This window comes from Sphingomonas sp. SUN019 (genome assembly GCF_024758705.1).
GTDB lineage: Bacteria > Pseudomonadota > Alphaproteobacteria > Sphingomonadales > Sphingomonadaceae > Sphingomonas.
This window is the reverse complement of record NZ_CP096971.1, coordinates 857,930-876,429: the sequence shown is the minus strand read 5'-3', so window position 1 is coordinate 876,429 and position 18,500 is coordinate 857,930. Positions and strand designations below refer to the sequence as shown.

Below are 18,500 nucleotides of genomic sequence, written 5' to 3'. Positions count from 1 at the left end.
ATGGCTGACGAAAACAACACGCCCGCTGCTCCGGCGGCAGAGGCTCCGGCCCAGGAAGCGCCGCAGCAGCAGGCCCCGCAGCAGAGCGGCGGCTATCAGGGCGGCGGCGGCGGTGGTCGTGGCCGTGGTGGTCCCGGCGGCGGTGGCGGCGGTGGCCGTGGCCGTGGCGGTCCCGGCGGCGGTGGCGGCAACCGTGGCGGTCGTGACGGCGGTCGCGGTCGTGACAACCGTGGCCGTGGCGGCCCCGGCAGCGACGACGGCGGCGAAGAACTGATCGAGAAGCTGGTTCACATCAATCGCGTCTCGAAGACGGTGAAAGGCGGCAAGCGCTTCGGCTTTGCGGCGCTCGTCGTCGTCGGCGACGGCAAGGGCCGGGTCGGCTTCGGTCATGGCAAGGCGCGCGAAGTGCCCGAAGCCATCTCGAAGGCGACGGCTGCAGCCAAGAAGGCGATGGTCCGCGTACCGCTGAAGGAAGGCCGCACGCTGCATCATGACGGCGACGGTCACTTCGGCGCAGGCCGCGTGACGGTCCGGTCGGCCCCGCAGGGCACCGGTATCATCGCCGGCGGTCCAATGCGCGCGATCTTCGAATCGCTCGGCGTCGCCGACGTCGTGACGAAGTCGGTCGGCACGTCGAACCCGTACAACATGATCCGCGCGACGTTCGAGGCCCTTGGCGAGCAGACCTCGCCCAAGGCCGTCGCGCAGCGCCGCGGCAAGAAGATCGCCGACCTGCTGGGTCGCGGCGGCGCGGACAAGGACGTCGCCGAGGCGCAAGCCGACGCGATCGTGGAGTAAGCGATATGGCCACCATCAAGATCAAGCAGACCGGCTCGCCGATCCGCCGCACCTCCGATCAGCGCGCGACGCTGATCGGCCTGCGCCTCAACAAGATGCACCGTGTCGCGGAGCTGGAGGACAGCCCCGAAGTCCGCGGCATGATCCGCAAGGTGCAGCACATGGTCGAAGTGCAGGACTAAAGGTCCGCCGCTTCTACCTAGTGACAAATACGGGGAAGGGGGCTAACCGGCCCCCTTCCTTTTTCCATAGCGCGACAAAAGCGAAAGCGAGTGCATATCATGAAGCTGAACGAAATCCGCGACAATGCGGGCGCCCGTAAATCCAAGATGCGCGTCGGACGCGGCATCGGTTCGGGCAAGGGCAAGACCGGCGGACGCGGCGTCAAGGGCCAGAAGAGCCGCGAAGGCGTGTCGATCGCAGGGTTCGAGGGCGGCCAGATGCCGCTCCACATGCGGTTGCCGAAGCGCGGCTTCAACAACATCTTCGCCAAGGATTATGCCGAGGTGAACCTGGGCGCGATCCAGAAGGCGGTCGACGCGGGCAAGATCGAAAAGAACGCGACGCTGGACCACGAGGCGCTGAAGGCCGCCGGCCTGGCGCGCGGTGGCAAGGACGGCGTGCGCCTGCTCGCCAAGGGCGAACTGACCACGGTGCTGTCGTTCACGGTCGCGGGCGCGTCGAAGGGCGCGATCGAGGCGGTCGAGAAGGCTGGCGGCAAGGTCGACGTGATCAACCTGATCCCCGCCGCCGAAAAGGCTGCTGCGAAAAAGGGCGTGAAGTACAAGGAACGCCAGGCGCACAAGGCGTCGTTCAAGGCGTAACTTGCAACTGCTGTCATTCCCGCGAAAGCGGGAACCCATCTCCCGCGCGTTGTCACAAGCTGCATATCCGGGTGATGGGTCCCCTCTTTCGCGGGGATGACGAACAGGGGCATTAGACAAGCGCGCTCTCGCGCCTATATGAGCGGCGGGGCGGGTCATATCGCATCCCGCCGCTTTTCGTTTCGCCGCTATTTCCGAGTCCAAGGTACACAGACGCATGGCATCCGCAGCCGACCAGATGGCGCAAGGCATCAGCCTGTCGAAGTTCGCGCAGGCGACCGATCTCAAGAAACGGTTGTGGTTCACGATCGGCGCGCTGATCGTGTTCCGCTTGCTCAGCTATGTGCCGCTGCCGGGAATCGATCCGACCGCGCTCGGCCTGCTCAGCGCGCAGACCCAGGGCGGCGTGCTCGATTTCTTCAACACCTTCTCGGGCGGGTCGCTCAGCCGGATGTCGCTGATCGCGCTGGGCGTGATGCCGTACATCACCGCCTCGATCGTCGTGCAGCTGGCGACGTCGCTGTCGCCGACGCTGGCCGCGATCAAGAAGGACGGCGAATCGGGCCGCAAGAAGCTCAACCAATACACTCGCTACGGCACCGTCGCGCTGACCGCGGTGCAGGGTTATTTCATCGCCGTCGGGCTTGAGACACTGGGCGCGACGCAGGGCCTGCAGGCGGTGATCGAGCCGGGCATGCTGTTCCGCGTGGGTGCGGTCATCTCGCTGATCGGCGGCACGATGTTCCTGATGTGGCTGGGTGAACAGATCACCAGCCGCGGCATCGGCAACGGCATTTCGCTGATCATCATGGCGGGCATTGTCGCGCATCTGCCGACGACGCTGATCAACCTGCTCGAGGGCGGTCGTTCGGGCTCGATGAGCGCGTTCACCCTGATCGGCATCATCGTCGCGGTCGTCGGTCTCGTCCTGCTGATCTGCTTCATGGAGCGCGCGCAGCGCCGCATCCTGATCCAATATCCGAAGCGCGCGACGCAGCGCGGGATGCAGGCCGATCGGAGCCATCTGCCGCTGAAAATCAACACCGCGGGCGTCATCCCGCCGATCTTCGCGTCCTCGCTGCTGTTGATGCCGCTGACGATCACGCAGTTCGCCGGGCAGCGCGCCGCGGGCGAGAGCACGTTCGGCGACATCATCATCACGCTGAATCAGTATCTGCAGCACGGATCGCCGGTGTACATGGCGCTGTACGCCGCGGGCATCATCTTCTTCTCGTTCTTCTACACCGCGGTCGTGTTCAACCCGGAAGAGACGGCGGAGAATCTGAAGCGCTACGGCGGGTTCGTGCCGGGCATTCGTCCAGGCAAGAACACAGAGGTCTATTTCGATTACGTGCTGACGCGCATCACGGTGATCGGCGCGGCGTATCTGACCTTTATCTGCGTGGTGCCCGAATATCTCGTCTCGGCGCTGTCGATCCCGTTCTACCTTGGCGGCACGTCGCTGCTGATCGTGGTCAACGTGACGATGGACACCGTGACGCAGATCCAGTCGCACCTGCTGGCGCATCAGTACGGCGACCTGATCAAGAAGGCCAAGCTCAAGGGCGGCCGCCTCCGCTAACCTCCACTGAACGAATGGGAGTGCGTTCGGCCGTGAACATCATATTGCTTGGTCCGCCGGGTGCGGGAAAGGGGACGCAGGCGGCGCGGTTGGAGGCTGACCGCGGGATGGTCCAGCTATCCACCGGCGACATGCTCCGCGCCGCGGTGAAGGCGGGCACGCCGGTCGGGCTGCAGGCGAAATCGGTGATGGAGGCGGGCGAACTCGTCTCCGACGCGATCGTGTCTGCGCTAATCGGCGAACGGCTCGATCAGGGAACCGGCAACGGCGCGATCTTCGACGGTTATCCCCGCACCGCCGCACAGGCCGATGCGCTCGACAAGCTGCTCGCCGAACGCGAGGCGACGCTGGATTTCGTGATCGAGCTCGCCGTCGATGAGGATGCGCTGGTCGAACGCATCGTCGGCCGCTTCACCTGCGCCAACTGCGGGGCGGGCTATCACGACAAATTCAAGCAGCCGAAAGTCGCCGACACCTGCGATGTGTGTGGGCATCACGAGTTCAAGCGCCGTCCGGACGACAACGAGGAAACCGTCCGCACGCGGATGACCGAATATCGCGCGAAGACCGCGCCGATCCTGCCCGGCTACGAAGCGCGCGGGCTGGTATACCGCGTCGACGGCATGGCCGACATCGCGCACGTCACGCAGGCGATCGAGGACATTCTCGACCGCAAGTGACATTGCCTTCCCTACCCCTGCGCGTATCGTAGCGGGGAGGGGGGCAGGACGATGCGGATCATTGTCGGGATCATCGCGCTGGGGCTGGCGACGTCCGTCCAGGCGGAGGTCGTGAAGGCCGAACCCGCGGGTTTCGAAACCGCCGCCACGGTGACGATCGCCGCGCCGCCGCAGGTCGTGTGGGACACGCTGCGGTCGCCGACGAAATGGTGGAACGCCGAACACACCTATTCGGGCGACGCGAAGAACCTCTACATCGATTCGCAGGCCACCGGCTGTTTCTGCGAGAAGATTCCCGGCGATACGCCGACGACGCGCGGCAGCGTCGAACACGCGCGCATCGTCTATAGCCAGCCGCCGAAGATGCTCCGCCTACAGGGCGCGCTCGGCCCGCTGCAGGCCGAGGCGGTGACGGGAACGATGACCTTCACGCTGACGCCCGAGGGAGCCGGCGCGACGAAGGTGACGCTGACCTATGTCGTCGGCGGCTATATTCGCGGCGGCGCGGAAAAGATCGCGCCGCTGGTCGACAAGGTGATGACGCTCCAGCTCGACGGGCTGAAGGCAGCCGCAGTCGCCACGCCGCCCGCGACATGACGAACTTGTCATGATCGTGTCACCACGCTGATCGCCGCCACGGCGTAGCACCGGACTCAGGGCTGGCGGTCACTCCCTCTCCGCCAGCCCCCCGTTAAGGAGAGAATCCGATGTTGCGTTATCTTGCCCCGATCGCCGCGCTCGCAATGGTCGCCAGCCCCGCGTTCGCCGCCACCAAGACGGTCGAAACCCACAAGGTCGCCAAGCCGACCAAGGCCAAGAAGGTCCACGCCACCAAGGTGACGACCACGAAGACCAAGACGACTTCCTGAATCGGCGCCCTGGCTCCCGTAGGGTCGCCGTGGTCGGCAGGAAGTCCGCTTCCTGCCGGCCAATTCGTTTCATGCATCCGCGCGCTTGACAGCACGTCGACGCGCGCTTACCTGAAATTCACTCCGACATACCGGTCCCGGCGGCGCTTCTTGGCGTGCGCCGCAATCGTGCGTCGGGGCGATAGTCTGTTTTGGGCGAAGAGATAGCGTGCGTGGCAGCCATGCCGGACGCTGTGGAGCTAGGAGAACAATTTCATGGCACGTATCGCGGGTGTCAACATCCCGACCAACAAGCGCGTGGTGATCGCGCTGACCTATATCCACGGCATCGGCCCGACGAAGGCGAAGGCCATCACGACCAAGCTGGAAATCGCGCCCGAGCGCCGCGTCCAGGATCTGACCGATCAGGAAGTGCTGCAGATCCGCGAAGCGATCGACGCCGATCACACCGTGGAAGGCGATCTCCGTCGCGAAACCGCGATGAACATCAAGCGCCTGATGGACCTGGCCTGCTATCGCGGTCTGCGTCATCGCAAGGGCCTTCCGGTTCGTGGCCAGCGCACGCACACCAATGCGCGCACTCGCAAGGGCAAGGCCAAGCCGATCGCCGGTAAGAAGAAGTAAGTTCAAGGACTTACCAATTTTCGGCCGGTCAGGTCGGCGCGATTTAGGGCTAACCTTAGCCTAACTTTCCGCGCTCCGCCCGGCTCTTGAGAGACAAGGTCAGGAATACCGAATGGCACGTGAACCGCAGCGTATTCGCCGTCGCGAACGCAAGAACATCACCGCCGGCGTCGCCCATGTGAACGCCAGCTTCAACAACACCATGATCACGATCACCGACGCGCAGGGCAACACCATTTCGTGGTCGTCCGCGGGCATGATGGGGTTCAAGGGGTCGCGCAAATCGACGCCGTACGCCGCGCAGGTCGCTGCGGAAGACGCCGGCAAGAAGGCCGCCGAACACGGCGTGCGCACGCTGGAAATCGAAGTGAAGGGTCCGGGGTCGGGCCGCGAATCGGCGCTTCGCGCGCTGCAGGCGGTCGGTTTCCAGATCAGCTCGATCCGCGACGTCACCTCGATCCCGCACAACGGCGTCCGTCCTTCCAAGCGTCGTCGAGTCTGATCTCGGGCGTTTGATCTCCGACCCCCGGCTGACGAGCCGGGGCGTCTTTCTCTCCCGGCCGGTGCCGCCCCCGCACTGGCCCAACACCAGGGGACTTGAGCTTGTCCGTCAATGCAAAGAACTGGCAGGAACTGAAGAAGCCCAATTCGCTCGAAAAGAAGAGCGGCGATGGCAAGCGCAAGGCGACCTTCATCGCCGAACCGCTCGAGCGTGGCTTCGGTCTGACGCTCGGCAACGCGCTGCGTCGCGTGCTCCTGTCGAGCCTGCAGGGCGCGGCGGTGACCTCGATCAAGATCGAGAACGTGCTGCACGAGTTTTCGAGCCTGGCCGGCGTCCGTGAGGACGTGACCGACATCGTCCTGAACGTGAAGCAGATCGCGATCCGCATGCAGGGCGAAGGCCCGAAGCGGCTCCAGCTGTCCGCCACCGGCCCGGCCGAGGTGAAGGCCGGCGACATTGCGGTCAGCGGCGATATCGAGGTGATGAACCCCGATCTGGTCATCTGCCATCTCGACGACGGCGCGACGCTCAACATGGAGCTGACCGCCGACATCGGTAAGGGCTATGTGCCTGCGACCGCCAACCGCCCGGCCGACGCGCCGATCGGCCTGATCCCGGTCGATGCGCTTTACTCGCCGGTACGTCAGGTGTCGTACAAGGTCGACCCGACCCGCGTCGGGCAGGATCTCGACTACGACAAGCTGACGCTGACGATCGAGACCGACGGCACCGTCACCCCGGAGGACGCGGTCGGCTACGCTGGCCGCATCCTGCAGGACCAGCTAGCGCTGTTCGTCCACTTCGACGACGCGATCGTCCAGCGTTCGGCTCCGGTCGGCATGGCCGCGCCGCAGCCGTCGGGCGACATGACCAGCGATACGCAGCAGATCAACCGTTACCTGCTGAAGAAGGTCGACGAGCTCGAACTGTCGGTGCGTTCGGCCAACTGCCTGAAGAACGACAACATCATCTATATCGGCGATCTGGTCGGCAAGACCGAAGCCGAGATGCTGCGTACCCCGAATTTCGGCCGCAAGTCGCTGAACGAGATCAAGGAAGTGCTGTCGTCGATGGGCTTGCGTCTGGGCATGGAAATCCCCGGCTGGCCGCCTGAGAACATCGAAGAGATGGCGAAGAAATTGGAACAGGAGATCATGGGTTAACCCTGTGATCGTCTTAACATTCTCAACATTGGGGTTTTGGCGGTGGCCCGTTTCGCACCGCCTGGTCTGGGGTTTCCGTAAAACGGCCCCTTAACGAACGAAGGAAATACCAATGCGCCATCGTGTAGGCGGCCGTAAGCTTCAGCGGACCTCGGCCCACCGCATCGCCCTGTTCCGCAACATGAGCGCCGCGCTCATCAAGCACGAACAGATCACGACCACGGTCGCCAAGGCGAAGGAGCTTCGCCCGTACGTCGAAAAGCTGATCACGCTCGCCAAGAAGGGCGGCCTGTCGAACCGCCGCCTGGCGCATTCGCGGTTGTTAGACGAAACCCAGCTGATCAAGCTGTTCGACGTGCTGGCCACGCGCTACGCCGACCGCAATGGCGGCTACACCCGCGTCATTAAGGCCGGCATCCGCATGTCGGACGCGTCGCCGATGGCGATCATCGAATTCGTCGATCGCGACGTCAGCGCGAAGGGGCAAGATTCGGGTCCGGTGATGTCGGATGAGGATTTCGACGAGGCGGCGTAGCGAGGCGGCCAAGGCGTAGCGCAGCTACGCCGAGGCTCAAGCCTCGTCCGGTCAGCGGCGCTCAAGCGCCGGCTGACGGCGCGGCTTCGCCGCGACGGACATGAAGGGCCGCTCCAGCGATGGGGCGGCCTTTTCGCTTCGCGGGAGCGGCTATGGATGATCGTCTGTGACTGCTTGCGCTCAGAATCAGCCTTTCCAATTCGACAGGTCACACGCAGAAGGCTGTCGCTTTTCGGTCCGCGCTTTCCGACTTCTTGAGAGATGGGGTCGGCGTCAGCCGGTCGCGCCGCTCTGGGGGCACAGCGAATAATACATTCCCTCAAAGGGTTTTGGTAACCGGTACTGCGTAAAAAAAGACCAGCTAAAACCGGGAAATGCGATCGATGCTTCGATTGACGCTAGTGACGACTTTGATGTTGATGGGCTGCGCGAATGTATCAGCATTAACTTATAACCCGAACAGCGACGTGCATTGTCATGCCCTCGCGGTCTATTTTCAACGCCATGCCATAGGCGATCTCAACCGGCAGGGGAAAATCGATCCAGGCATCTTTTCGACCATAGTCGTTAGTGAGTGGTACCGTGCAAAATGGCTCGAACAAGCCGACGAGCAGATCGAAATGACGATCGTGAAGCCATTGTATGAGAAAATCGGGTCGGATTTCGAGGCTAGCAAGCGCGCGTGGGTTGGATGTTCTGATCGAGCAACAAACAATCAGGCGTTCGAGTCCTACGCGCGAGCGCTAACGTCGAAAATGAAGGAAGACGCTTGGTGGAAAAGTCTTAGCCGATAGAGTTGCGCTTTCCTACAGCGCCTCGGTATGCGACCAATCGCGCATGCCGAACGATCGCCAATCCTGTCTTATCGAAGACCAGCAACGAACCCCGGCAAAAACCGCGCCAGCGTCTCAACATTCTCAACATTCGCGCCCTCGGCGACAACGCGCGCTCCTTCTCCATCGCGCCGCGGCGAAGCCGCGCCGTCGGACGGGGCCGTAGCCCCGCCGGCCGCGCTTGGCCCTAAGCCTTTCGCTCGCGCGCGAGCGGGGCTAGGGCCTGCGCGATGGACCATCCTGACAGCATCCTCATCGTCGATTTCGGCAGCCAGGTAACCCAGCTGATCGCGCGCCGCGTGCGCGAGGCAGGGGTCTACAGCGAGATCGCGCCGTTCCAGCACGCCGCCGAGGCCTTCGAACGGATGCAGCCGAAGGGCGTGATCCTCTCGGGCGGCCCCGCCTCGGTCGTCGATCCCGACAGCCCGCGCGCGCCGCAGTCGGTATTCGACAGCGGCGTGCCCGTCCTCGGCATCTGCTACGGCCAGCAGGTGATGACCGCACAACTTGGTGGTCGCGTCGACAAGGGGTTCTCGGGCGAATTCGGCGAAGCCTTCGTCGAGGTCGATTCGCGCTGCGCCCTGTTCGATGCCTTGTGGCACGAGGGCGAACGCCATCAGGTCTGGATGAGCCACGGCGATCACGTCGCCGCGCTCGCACCCGGCTTCAAGCCCGTCGCCTCGTCGAAGGGCGCGCCGTTCGCGATCACCGCCGACGAAGAACGCCGCTATTACGGCCTGCAATTCCATCCCGAGGTCGTCCACACCCCCGACGGCGGCAAGCTGATCGCCAATTTCGCGCGCCACGTCTGCGGCCTGTCCGGCGACTGGACGATGGCGGAGTTCCGCCAGACCAAGATTGCCGAAATCCGCGCGCAGGTCGGCAAGGGGAGGGTGATCTGCGGTCTGTCCGGCGGCGTCGATTCTGCGGTCGCCGCAGTGCTGATCCACGAAGCGATCGGCGAACACCTCACCTGCGTCTATGTCGACCACGGCCTGATGCGCGCGGGCGAGAGCGAGCAGGTCGTCAGCCTGTTCCGCGGCGCTTACAACATTCCGCTGATCCATGTGAACGCCGAAACCCTGTTCATGCATGGTCTGGCCGGGGTCACCGACCCCGAGGCGAAGCGCAAGTTCATCGGCAAGACCTTCATCGAAGTCTTCGAAAACGAAGCGAAAAAGATCGGCGGCGCGGAGTTTCTGGCGCAGGGTACGCTTTATCCGGATGTGATCGAGAGCGTCAGCTTCACCGGCGGTCCGTCGGTGACGATCAAGAGCCACCACAATGTCGGCGGCCTGCCTGAGCGGATGAACATGAAGCTCGTCGAGCCGCTGCGCGAATTGTTCAAGGACGAGGTCCGCGCGCTCGGCCGCGAACTCGGGCTACCCGAGATTTTCGTCGGGCGGCATCCGTTCCCCGGACCCGGGCTAGCGATCCGCATCCCCGGCGAAGTCACGAAGGAACGCTGCGACATCCTGCGAAAAGCCGACGCCATCTATCTGGAAGAAATACGCAATGCCGGGCTGTACGACACGATTTGGCAGGCGTTTGCAGTGCTGCTGCCGGTGAAGAGCGTCGGCGTGATGGGCGACGGCCGCACCTACGATTCGGTGCTCGCTCTTCGCGCTGTGACCTCGACCGACGGCATGACCGCTCAGGCGTTCCAGTTCCCCGGCGATTTCCTCCCCCGCGTCGCGACCCGCATCGTCAACGAGGTGAAAGGCGTCAATCGCGTCACCTACGACTATACATCGAAGCCGCCCGGCACGATCGAGTGGGAATGAAGTGGACGCGCCGTTTTGCGCCATACTCGCAGCCCACACGAACGCACTCCTGACTGCGGATAGCGAGCGTAATGGCCTGCTGGACACGGTGGAAAATCGCGTGCTAACAGGAGCCTAACCGCCGCGGGGGGAATTGCGGCGGTGTTGCGGGGGTTGCGTTTTCATGAATCACGTTGGTGTGCGGTCGGTTTGGCCGCGGATGGTGTCGCTCGCGCTCGGTTCCAGCATGGCCGCCATCGCCGCGGGTACTGCGGCCCCCGCATTGGCGCAGTGCGCGCCCGATCCGACGGTGGCGAACGGGACCACGAACTGCGCGGGGACAGACGCGGACGGCCTGCGGATTGACGGCGCCAATTCGACCGTAATCGTAGAGGCGGGGGCCACGGTGCGGCCCGGTTCGGCGCAAGCGGCCGTGCTGGCTCAGTCGACGAGCGGAACGCTGGTGGTGCGCGGCGCGATCCTAGGCGCTGACAGGCCCGGCATGCTCGGTCTGAACGGGTCGCCGCGTTCGACTGTGTGCGATCCGTACGCCGGCGCGTCGGTCGGATACTGCCCGTCGCCGACGATCATCTTCTCCCCACAATCCTCCACGACGGTGACCGTCGACGCTGGCGGTGTAATCGACGGTACGGCGGCGATCCTGCTGAGCCGGCCGACTGCGGCCGATACGGGTTTCGTCGCTGCCACGATCACCAATTCGGGGCGGCTCACCGGCTCGGCGGGGCCAGCGGTGGTCGCTGGACCGAACACACGGATCGACCGGCTGGAAAACCGGGCTGGCGGGTTCATCGGCGGCGTGTCGGGCGACGTCTCCGCACTGACGAACGCGGGAACGATTGATGGCGGCGCTCGAGCGGCGATCGCCGCAGCCACGCCGTTCTTCTCCGCAGTCTCGGTGACTAACAGCGGCCTCCTCACCGCCGCGAGCGGCGAGGCCACCCTGTCCAGCGCGGGCACACTGTTCGCGACGAACACCGGGACGATCCGCAATACTGGCAGCGGCCCGGCGGTCCGGTCTGGCAGCTTCGCGTCGATGACCAATGGGGCGACGGGCACCATCGCCGCCGCAACCGCCGCTGGCGTGGCGCTCCTGATCGGCGACGGACTTTCTCTGACGAACAACGGAAGCATCATCGGTTCGATCGTGGTGAGCGCAGGCGGATCGCGGCCGACGACGATTGACACAACGCTGGGCACGATCGCGGGCGACGTCAGGCTCGACCGGACCGACGACCGCCTGATCGTACGCTATGACCGGACGACCAACCGGACGTCCAGCATTTCGGGCGCGATCGACGGTGGCGGCGGAGTCGACACGCTGCAGTTCAGGATCGACGGCGACGCGACGCTGGACGCGTCGACCATGCCGCTGAATTTCGAGCGGCTGGAAGTGCAACTAGCGAACGCTCCGGCCGTCACGCTGGCCCCGGGCTTCAACGCGACGGGCGGTTTGCAAGCCATCGGCGACGGCGTGGTCACCAACAGGGCGGCCCTGACGGCCACCGTCGGCCCGGCGATAAGCCTGTTCGGCACGGGGACGACAACCCGGCAAGCAGTGTTGGTCAATGAAGGCGGCATCGCGCTCAACATGGCGCCAAACCCGTTCGCAAGCGTCAGCGCGGTCGTCATCGCGACCGGTTCGCTCGACAATCGTGGCGCCATCACCGCGACAGGCGGAAACGGCGTGAGCGTGTCCAGCTTCAGCGGCGGCACGTCCACAAACAGCGGCAGGATCACCGCCACGGGAACCGGCGCGACCGTCTTCGGCGTCCTGAACAACAGCGGCACGATCGAATCGTCCGGCGGGGTCGGACTGTCGCTCAGCGGATCGGGCGCTTCGGGCGTCGCATCGGTCAACACCGGCACGATCTCCGGCGCGACGGCCGGCGTACGCGTGTACGGCGGGAGTTTCGAGAACAGCGGAGTCGTGTCGGGTGCGACGGGCGTGCTGTTCGAGTTCGGCGGCCTGTTCGTGAACGCCGCGGCCGGGGTGGTGAGCGGAAGCACGGCGGGTGTGCGCGGTGATGGCTATAGCATGACGACGTTCGTCAACCGCGGTCGTGTCGAAGGCGCGGTGGACATGACGGCGGGCGGCGCTAGCGGGTCGCAGGATCGCTTTGTCGACGAGGGCGGCGTCGTGACCGGCGCTATCCGGCTGGGCGGCGGCGACGACCTGCTGGTTACCGATCTGGTGGCCATTGCAGGCCGGCCGCTGGCCGGCGCTACCGGCGGAGTAGACGCCGGGGCCGGGACTGACACGATCAGATACCGCGTGCGTGAGACGGCGAGCGCTGTCGCCAGCGCGCCGGCGAGCTTCGAGATATCGTCCTACGAACTCTCGAACGGCGCGACGCTGACGCTAACTGCGCCAGCACCGCTATCCACTGGCGTCGGCTTTGCTGGCGAGGGTGTAGCCGACCTTGCGGTCGACGTTTCGCTGACCGACAAGGCGGCGCTGGACCTGACGTTGATCCCGTCAGACCAGTTGGTCGGAACCGCACCCTTCAAGGCCAACGCGCTGGACGTCACCAGCCGCGGCGCGCTCAGCCTGACGGTGGTGGACGGCTCGTTCGTGAGCGACCTCACGGCGGTGCGCGCAGGCGGTGCGCAGTTCGAAAATGCCGGATCCATCACCGTCAAGAGATCGTCCACAAGCAGTCAGGCGGCGTCGGCGGTGTCAGGCGGGCAGTCGTTCTACTTTTCAGAAGCCTCCGTGCTTAATTCCGGCACGATCACGCTTGATGGCGCAAATCTGACCGGCGTGCTGGGCGTAGCCCAATTCACCAATACGGGACGCATCACGGGAACCGGCGGTCCCAGCGTGACCGGAGTCTCGGGGGTGAGCAACGTCGTGAACAGCGGCGTGATCGAAGTGAGCGGTACGGGCGTATCATTGCCCGGCTTTTCGGGCGGCCCCGGAACACTCGTCAACTCGGGTTCGATTGCAAGCACGAGCGGCGTCGCGGTGCGCGGCGCTGCGTTCGGCTCGCTGATCGACAACCGGGCGGGCGGGATCATCGCCGCGCGCGTCGCGATCGTCGCGGAGGGGAGCACGGTCTTCAACGCGGGCACGATCACGGGGATGGTCCAGTTAGGCGCGTCGCCCTTCGGTGGCCCCAGCTTCGCGTCCGGCGCTTTCGTTTCGGCGGGCGGTACGGTCCAGGGCGACGTGCGGTTCGGCGCGGGGAACGACCTGTTCCTTCAGATCGGGGACGCCACCGGCGTTACCGGCGTCATCGACGGCGGTGACGGATTCGACGTCTATGGTCGAGGGTATTCGGGGAGCGCCACGGTTGCGCTGGGCACGCTTGGCGGTCTGAATTTCGAAGCGGAGTTGGTACAGGCGCGCGGCGCGGATTCGGTGGTGACGCTCACCGCTGACGCCCCGGTGGAGCAGGACGTGTTCGTGGGTGGAGACGGCCGGATCGTCAACCAGGCGACGGTGAACGCGTTGGTGACGACGGAACCGCCCCTCTATGGCTACGGCTTCTTCGGGCAGGAGGCGCTGAAGGCGATCGGACTTGACCTGGCGCTGGCGGAATTCCGCAACGAAGGCACGTTGAACGGCGGCTTCTACGGGCAGGTGCGCAGCTTCATCAATACCGGCACGGTCGGCTTCACGCCGGACGAAGACGGCGGGGTCAGGATCGACGGCACGGGCGACGTTTCGTTCGACAATTCGGGAACGATAGCCGGCTCCGACGGGGCGGTGGGCGTGGACATGAATCAGGCCACGCGCGTGTCGATCGTCAATAGCGGGGCGATCGACGGCGGCGTGTATGGCGAGGTCTCCTTCGCCGGCGAAACGCCCGGCCGCGTCACGGTCGCCAATAGCGGAACCATCTCCGCGGCGGCTGACTCGTTTCCGGCGCTCGACCTGTACGTGAAAACGTTCGAGGGCGCGGGCTCACTATTGCTTACCAATGAAGGTCAAATCTCTTCGGCTGGAGCGCTCGGCGTGCAGATCAGCATCGACGGAGACAAGGACGGCGGTTTCGCCATCGTCAACAACGGACTGATCGAGGCCACCGGCGCGGGCAGCAACGAAAGCGTCTTCATCTTCGATGGCATGACCGCGCGCGAGGTGACGACGTTCACGCCCGGGCGGGCGCTCTCCATCTATGGCGGCGGCGGCGCGGGCGGCACCGTCGTCAATTCAGGCGTAATCGCGGCGACCGGAGCGGACTCGGTCGCGCTGCTGACGACCCGGACGGCGCTTTTGCTCGAAAATTCGGGTTTGATCCAGGGCGGTGCCGGGGTAACGCGGACGCCGTCCGACTTTCCGATCACCATCTTCGACACGTTGCCCTATCTGGCTGGCGCGGTGCAATCGTTGCACACGTTTGATGACCGGATCCGCAACACGGGCCAGATCGTTGGGTCGATCGACCTTGGGGCGGGTGCCGATCGGATCGAGAACCGGGGTCTGATCGACGGCGCGGTGTTCCTGCGCGCGGGCGACGACCGTTACCTGCAGGGCGCCGGCGGCAGCCTGACGGGCGTGGTGGACGGCGGCGACGGAACCGACGTGATTGAGATAGATGCGGTCGGCGGCGGCACCGTCTCGGCGGAGCGGTTCGCGAACTTCGAGCGGCTGACGCAGTCGGGTGCGGGCGCGGTCGCATACTCGGGCGCGTTTTCGACCCCGACGCTGGAGCTTTCCGGCGGGACGATGCGCGTTGAGGCCGGGCGAAGCTTCGCCACGGCAGGTGCGGTCGCCGTGATGGGATCGGACGCCGCAGAGAGCGTCGAGGTCGCGGGCACGTTGGGCGCGGTGATGCTGGGCGGCGGCGACGACCTGTTCGTTGAGATCGGCGAGGGCCGGGCGACGGGACTGGTCGACGGGGGCGAGGGTGTGGATCAATATCGCGTGACGCTGGCCGGCGACCGTGCGGGGCTGTCGGCAAACACCGGCTTCGAGCGGCTCGGCGTGGACGGCGCGGGCACGCTGTCACTAGTGCTTCAGCAGAATTTCGAATCGGCCTCGCTGTCGGGCACGGGACTTGATCTTCTGTTGGACGGCTTCGCCATTAACGCAGTCGACGGCTCCGCCGGATCTGAGCGGCTTGGTGTGGACGGCGACGTGGCGCGCGTGTCGATGGGCGACGGCGACGACTCGGTGCGGCTCGGCGGCACGACCTTTGCCGGGCTGTATGACGGCGGCACGGGCGTCGATTTGCTCCGGTTCGCCGGAAGCGGCCCGGCTACGCTGTCGGGCGTTGCGACCGGTTTCGAGACGGTGACGGTCGATGGCGGCGCGCTGCTGGTCACGGGCGCGCTGGGCGCAACCACCGTGTCGTTCGGCGATGGGGCACAATCGCTGACGGTCGCGGACGGTGGCCGATTACAAGGCGCTTTCGATCTTGGAATGGGCAACGACCGCTTCCAACTCGCTACGGGCGGCTTGCTGGCGGGATCGGTAGCGGGCGGCGCTGGCCGCGACGCGGCGTCGGTGTCGCTGGCGGGCGACCGCGCGTTTGGCGCGAACACGCTCACGGGGTTCGAGCTGCTGTCGGTCGACGGCGTAGGCACGTTGTCGCTGACCCTCGACCAGAGCCTGGAAGCGATAAGTCTGAACGGCGTCGGGCTGGACGTGCGGCTGGCCGGCTTCGTGATCGGTGCGATCGAGGGCGGCGCGAATGCGGAACGCTTAGTGTCGGACGGCGACGTCGCACGCGTCGCGCTGGGGGCGGGAGACGATTTCCTTTCGATCGGCGGTGGGACGCTGGCGGGCGCATATGACGGCGGCGCAGGTACGGACACGCTGCGTTTCGTCGGCGCGACGATGCTGACGGGCCGGGCGGTCGGGTTCGAGGCGCTGGCGTTGGATCAGGCCACGACCCTCACTGTGCGCGGCGTGCTGGGCGCGGTGGGAGAGCGCTTGGCGGCGGGCGATGGCGCGGACGCGATCGTCAACGCCGGCCGGATCGATGCTTCGCTCGACCTGGGCGGGGGCGACGATTTGTACGCCGAAACGGCAGGCGCGGTCCTGGGCGGCGCGGTCGATGGCGGCGCGGGCACCGATCTGTACCGGGTCACGCTGGCGGGCGACCGGACCGGATTGTCGACGCACAGCGGCTTCGAGCGGTTGCTGGTGGACGGCGCGGGTACGCTGTCGCTGACGCTTCAGCAGGGCTTCGAGCGGGTGACGCTGAGCGGCGTAGGGTTCGACGCCCGGCTGAACGGCTTTACGATTGGCGCCGTCGAGGGCGGTTCGGGCGCCGATCGATTGCTGGTCGACGGCGACGTCGCGCGGGTCGCGATGGGCGGCGGCGACGATGTGGTGGCGATCGGTGCGGCGACCGTGGCGGGAAGCTATGACGGCGGGGCGGGGACGGACTGGCTTCGGCTAACGCGCGCGTCGACGCTGACGGCGGGACGGGCGACGGGCTTCGAATTCCTGTCCTCCGAAGCGCCGGGCGGGCTGACGTTGACGGGCGGCGCGTTCGCATTCGGCCAGATCGATGCGATTGGCGATCTGCGCATAGCAGCCGATTCGGCGCTGTCGGGTGCGGTGCGGTTCGGCGGTGGCGACAATCGCTTCGAAATCGCGGGCGGCTATGCAGGTTCGGTCGCAGGCGGCGCGGGCAGCGACGTCATCGAGATATCGGGCGGTTCGGCGGCGACACCGGTGGCGTTCGGGTCGATCACGGAGGTCGAGGCCTTCCGGATGACGCGCGGTTATGCGACGCTATCGGGCACGGGCGCATTGGGTTCGGTCGACCTGTCGGGCGGGCGGCTCGTCGGGCTTGCGGGTTCGGTGATGACGGCATCGGCATTCACCGTGCGGCGGGGCGCGACCTTTGGTTCGGCGGGCAGGGTGAGCGGAAACGTCGCCATCGCGGGTACGCTGAGCCCGGGTGCGTCGTCGGGAACCATGACGGTCGACGGGAACGTCGCGCTGGCGGGCACGTCGGTGTCGGTGTTCGAGATCACGCCGATGGCAAGCGACCGGCTGGTCGTAAACGGCGCGGTCTCGATCGCGAACGGTGCAACCTTGCAGATCGTGCCGACCGGGCAACTGCTGCCGGGCGCGTCGCTCGATCTGATAACGGCGACGGGCGGGATTACGGGCTCGTTCATAAACGTGGTGAAGCCCGATTCGCTGTTCGGCTTCTTAGTGCAGCAGAGCGGGCGCTTGTCGTTGCTCGGGCAGTTCAGGAACGACGCGTCGTTCACCGGCCAAGTGGGGCGCACGATCGACTATACCAACGCCGTTCTGGTCAGCGGGCGCGCTAACGCGGCGCTGCTGGCGGCGGCGCCGGGCCTGGTGGGTGCGAACGGAACGTCGAACGCGGGGGCCTTCGCGCTCCTCGCGCCGGAGGCCTACGCCTCGGCGCGCCAGGCGGCGGTGGAGCAGGGCCTGACGCTGGCGGATGCCGGCCGCTCGGCAGGGTTTGCGAGCCGACGCACCGAGCCGGGGCTGTTCACCTTCGGCCAGTCTTCGGCCGATCAGCGGACGCTGCGCGCGGACGCGGATCGCGGCGCCGCGCGGGCTAGGTTCGGCGGCTACGGACTGTTCGGCGGTCTGGGTTATGCGGGCGATGATTGGTCGCTGGGCGGATTCGCCGGTTATCTCGACGGGCGGCAGCGACTGGATGGACGGGGCGCGACGACCGAGATCGAAGGCGCGACGTTCGGCGTGCACGGCCGGGCGGCATTCGGCGCGTTCGGGCTGATGGCGACCGCAGCCTACGCGGCGACCGACGCGGATACACGCCGCGCGCTGCCGGGCGGATCGGCACGCGGTAGGTACGACCTCACGAACCTGACGCTGGACGTGGCGGTTACCTATGAGGCTGCGATCGGCGGCGATTGGGCGCTCAAGCCCCGGATCGGCGGCACGGTGGTGCGGGTGCAGGGCGACGCGGTGGCGGAAACGGGCTCGACGGCGTTTGCGGCGCAGGTGGGGAAGGGCAGCGATACCGCGGCGTTCGTCGACGGAACGGTGACCGTCACGCGAAGCGGGTCGGTCCGGCCGTTCGCCACTTTCGGTCTGCGTTATCAGGCGGCGGGGCGAGCGAGTTCGGCGTTAACCGGTTTTGGCGGAGGCGGGCTGGGATTGGTCGTCGAAGGTGCGGAACGTGCGCGCTTGCTGGGCACGGCGGCGCTGGGCGTCGAGGCGGACCTGCAATCCGGAGTGACGCTGTCCAGCGCGGTCGCGGCGGAGCGCGGCGAGGACGACCGGCGGGAGAGCGCACGGATCGGCGTGCGCTTCGCTTTTTAGGATTGCGGGAGGGGCCGGGCCGGACAGGCGCGCTCGGCCCCGCCTGATCTCACGATCAACCGGACCCTAGCCAACCGTC

Annotated in this window: 14 protein-coding genes; all 14 read left to right on the top strand. The window is 66.0% G+C overall.

The window, feature by feature from the left end; genetic code table 11:
* A complete protein-coding gene (gene rpsE / locus M0208_RS04175) occupies positions 1-798 on the top strand; it encodes a 30S ribosomal protein S5 (protein ID WP_258890472.1) in 798 nt (265 codons plus the stop codon).
* A gap of 5 nt (positions 799-803) precedes the next feature.
* Positions 804-980, top strand: a complete 177-nt coding sequence (rpmD, locus tag M0208_RS04170; protein ID WP_258890471.1) for a 50S ribosomal protein L30 — start codon at positions 804-806, stop codon at positions 978-980.
* A gap of 99 nt (positions 981-1,079) precedes the next feature.
* The gene (rplO, locus tag M0208_RS04165) at positions 1,080-1,622 is read left to right on the top strand and encodes a 50S ribosomal protein L15 (protein ID WP_258890470.1); all 543 of its coding nucleotides are present in this window, start codon (positions 1,080-1,082) and stop codon (positions 1,620-1,622) included.
* A 217-nt stretch (positions 1,623-1,839) separates the two neighbouring features.
* Complete coding sequence (gene secY, locus M0208_RS04160) at positions 1,840-3,204, top strand: preprotein translocase subunit SecY (RefSeq protein ID WP_258890469.1); 1,365 nt, start codon at positions 1,840-1,842, stop codon at positions 3,202-3,204.
* Between the two features lie 32 nt (positions 3,205-3,236).
* A complete protein-coding gene (locus M0208_RS04155; protein ID WP_258893163.1) occupies positions 3,237-3,884 on the top strand; it encodes an adenylate kinase in 648 nt (215 codons plus the stop codon).
* A 51-nt stretch (positions 3,885-3,935) separates the two neighbouring features.
* Positions 3,936-4,481 (top strand): SRPBCC family protein, encoded by a 546-nt coding sequence (locus M0208_RS04150; RefSeq protein WP_258890468.1) that lies wholly within the window; start codon positions 3,936-3,938, stop codon positions 4,479-4,481.
* Positions 4,482-4,591: 110 nt separating this feature from the next.
* Complete coding sequence (locus M0208_RS04145) at positions 4,592-4,753, top strand: hypothetical protein (RefSeq protein ID WP_258890467.1); 162 nt, start codon at positions 4,592-4,594, stop codon at positions 4,751-4,753.
* 255 nt (positions 4,754-5,008) lie between these two features.
* Positions 5,009-5,377, top strand: coding sequence for a 30S ribosomal protein S13 (gene rpsM / locus M0208_RS04140; RefSeq protein WP_258890466.1), 369 nt, complete (start codon positions 5,009-5,011; stop codon positions 5,375-5,377).
* 112 nt (positions 5,378-5,489) lie between these two features.
* Positions 5,490-5,879, top strand: coding sequence for a 30S ribosomal protein S11 (gene rpsK, locus M0208_RS04135; RefSeq protein ID WP_258890465.1), 390 nt, complete (start codon positions 5,490-5,492; stop codon positions 5,877-5,879).
* Between the two features lie 101 nt (positions 5,880-5,980).
* On the top strand, positions 5,981-7,042 hold the full coding sequence (locus tag M0208_RS04130) for a DNA-directed RNA polymerase subunit alpha (RefSeq protein WP_258890464.1): 1,062 nt from the start codon (positions 5,981-5,983) through the stop codon (positions 7,040-7,042).
* Between the two features lie 112 nt (positions 7,043-7,154).
* Positions 7,155-7,577: a 50S ribosomal protein L17 gene (gene rplQ, locus M0208_RS04125; protein ID WP_258890463.1), complete on the top strand. Its 423-nt coding sequence runs from the start codon at positions 7,155-7,157 to the stop codon at positions 7,575-7,577.
* Between the two features lie 374 nt (positions 7,578-7,951).
* Entirely contained in the window at positions 7,952-8,371 is a 420-nt protein-coding gene (locus M0208_RS04120) for a hypothetical protein (RefSeq protein WP_258890462.1), read from the top strand.
* Positions 8,372-8,640: 269 nt separating this feature from the next.
* Positions 8,641-10,194 (top strand): glutamine-hydrolyzing GMP synthase, encoded by a 1,554-nt coding sequence (guaA, locus tag M0208_RS04115; protein WP_258890461.1) that lies wholly within the window; start codon positions 8,641-8,643, stop codon positions 10,192-10,194.
* A 178-nt stretch (positions 10,195-10,372) separates the two neighbouring features.
* Entirely contained in the window at positions 10,373-18,421 is an 8,049-nt protein-coding gene (locus tag M0208_RS04110; protein ID WP_258890460.1) for an autotransporter outer membrane beta-barrel domain-containing protein, read from the top strand.
* The last annotated feature ends 79 nt before the right edge of the window (positions 18,422-18,500 follow it).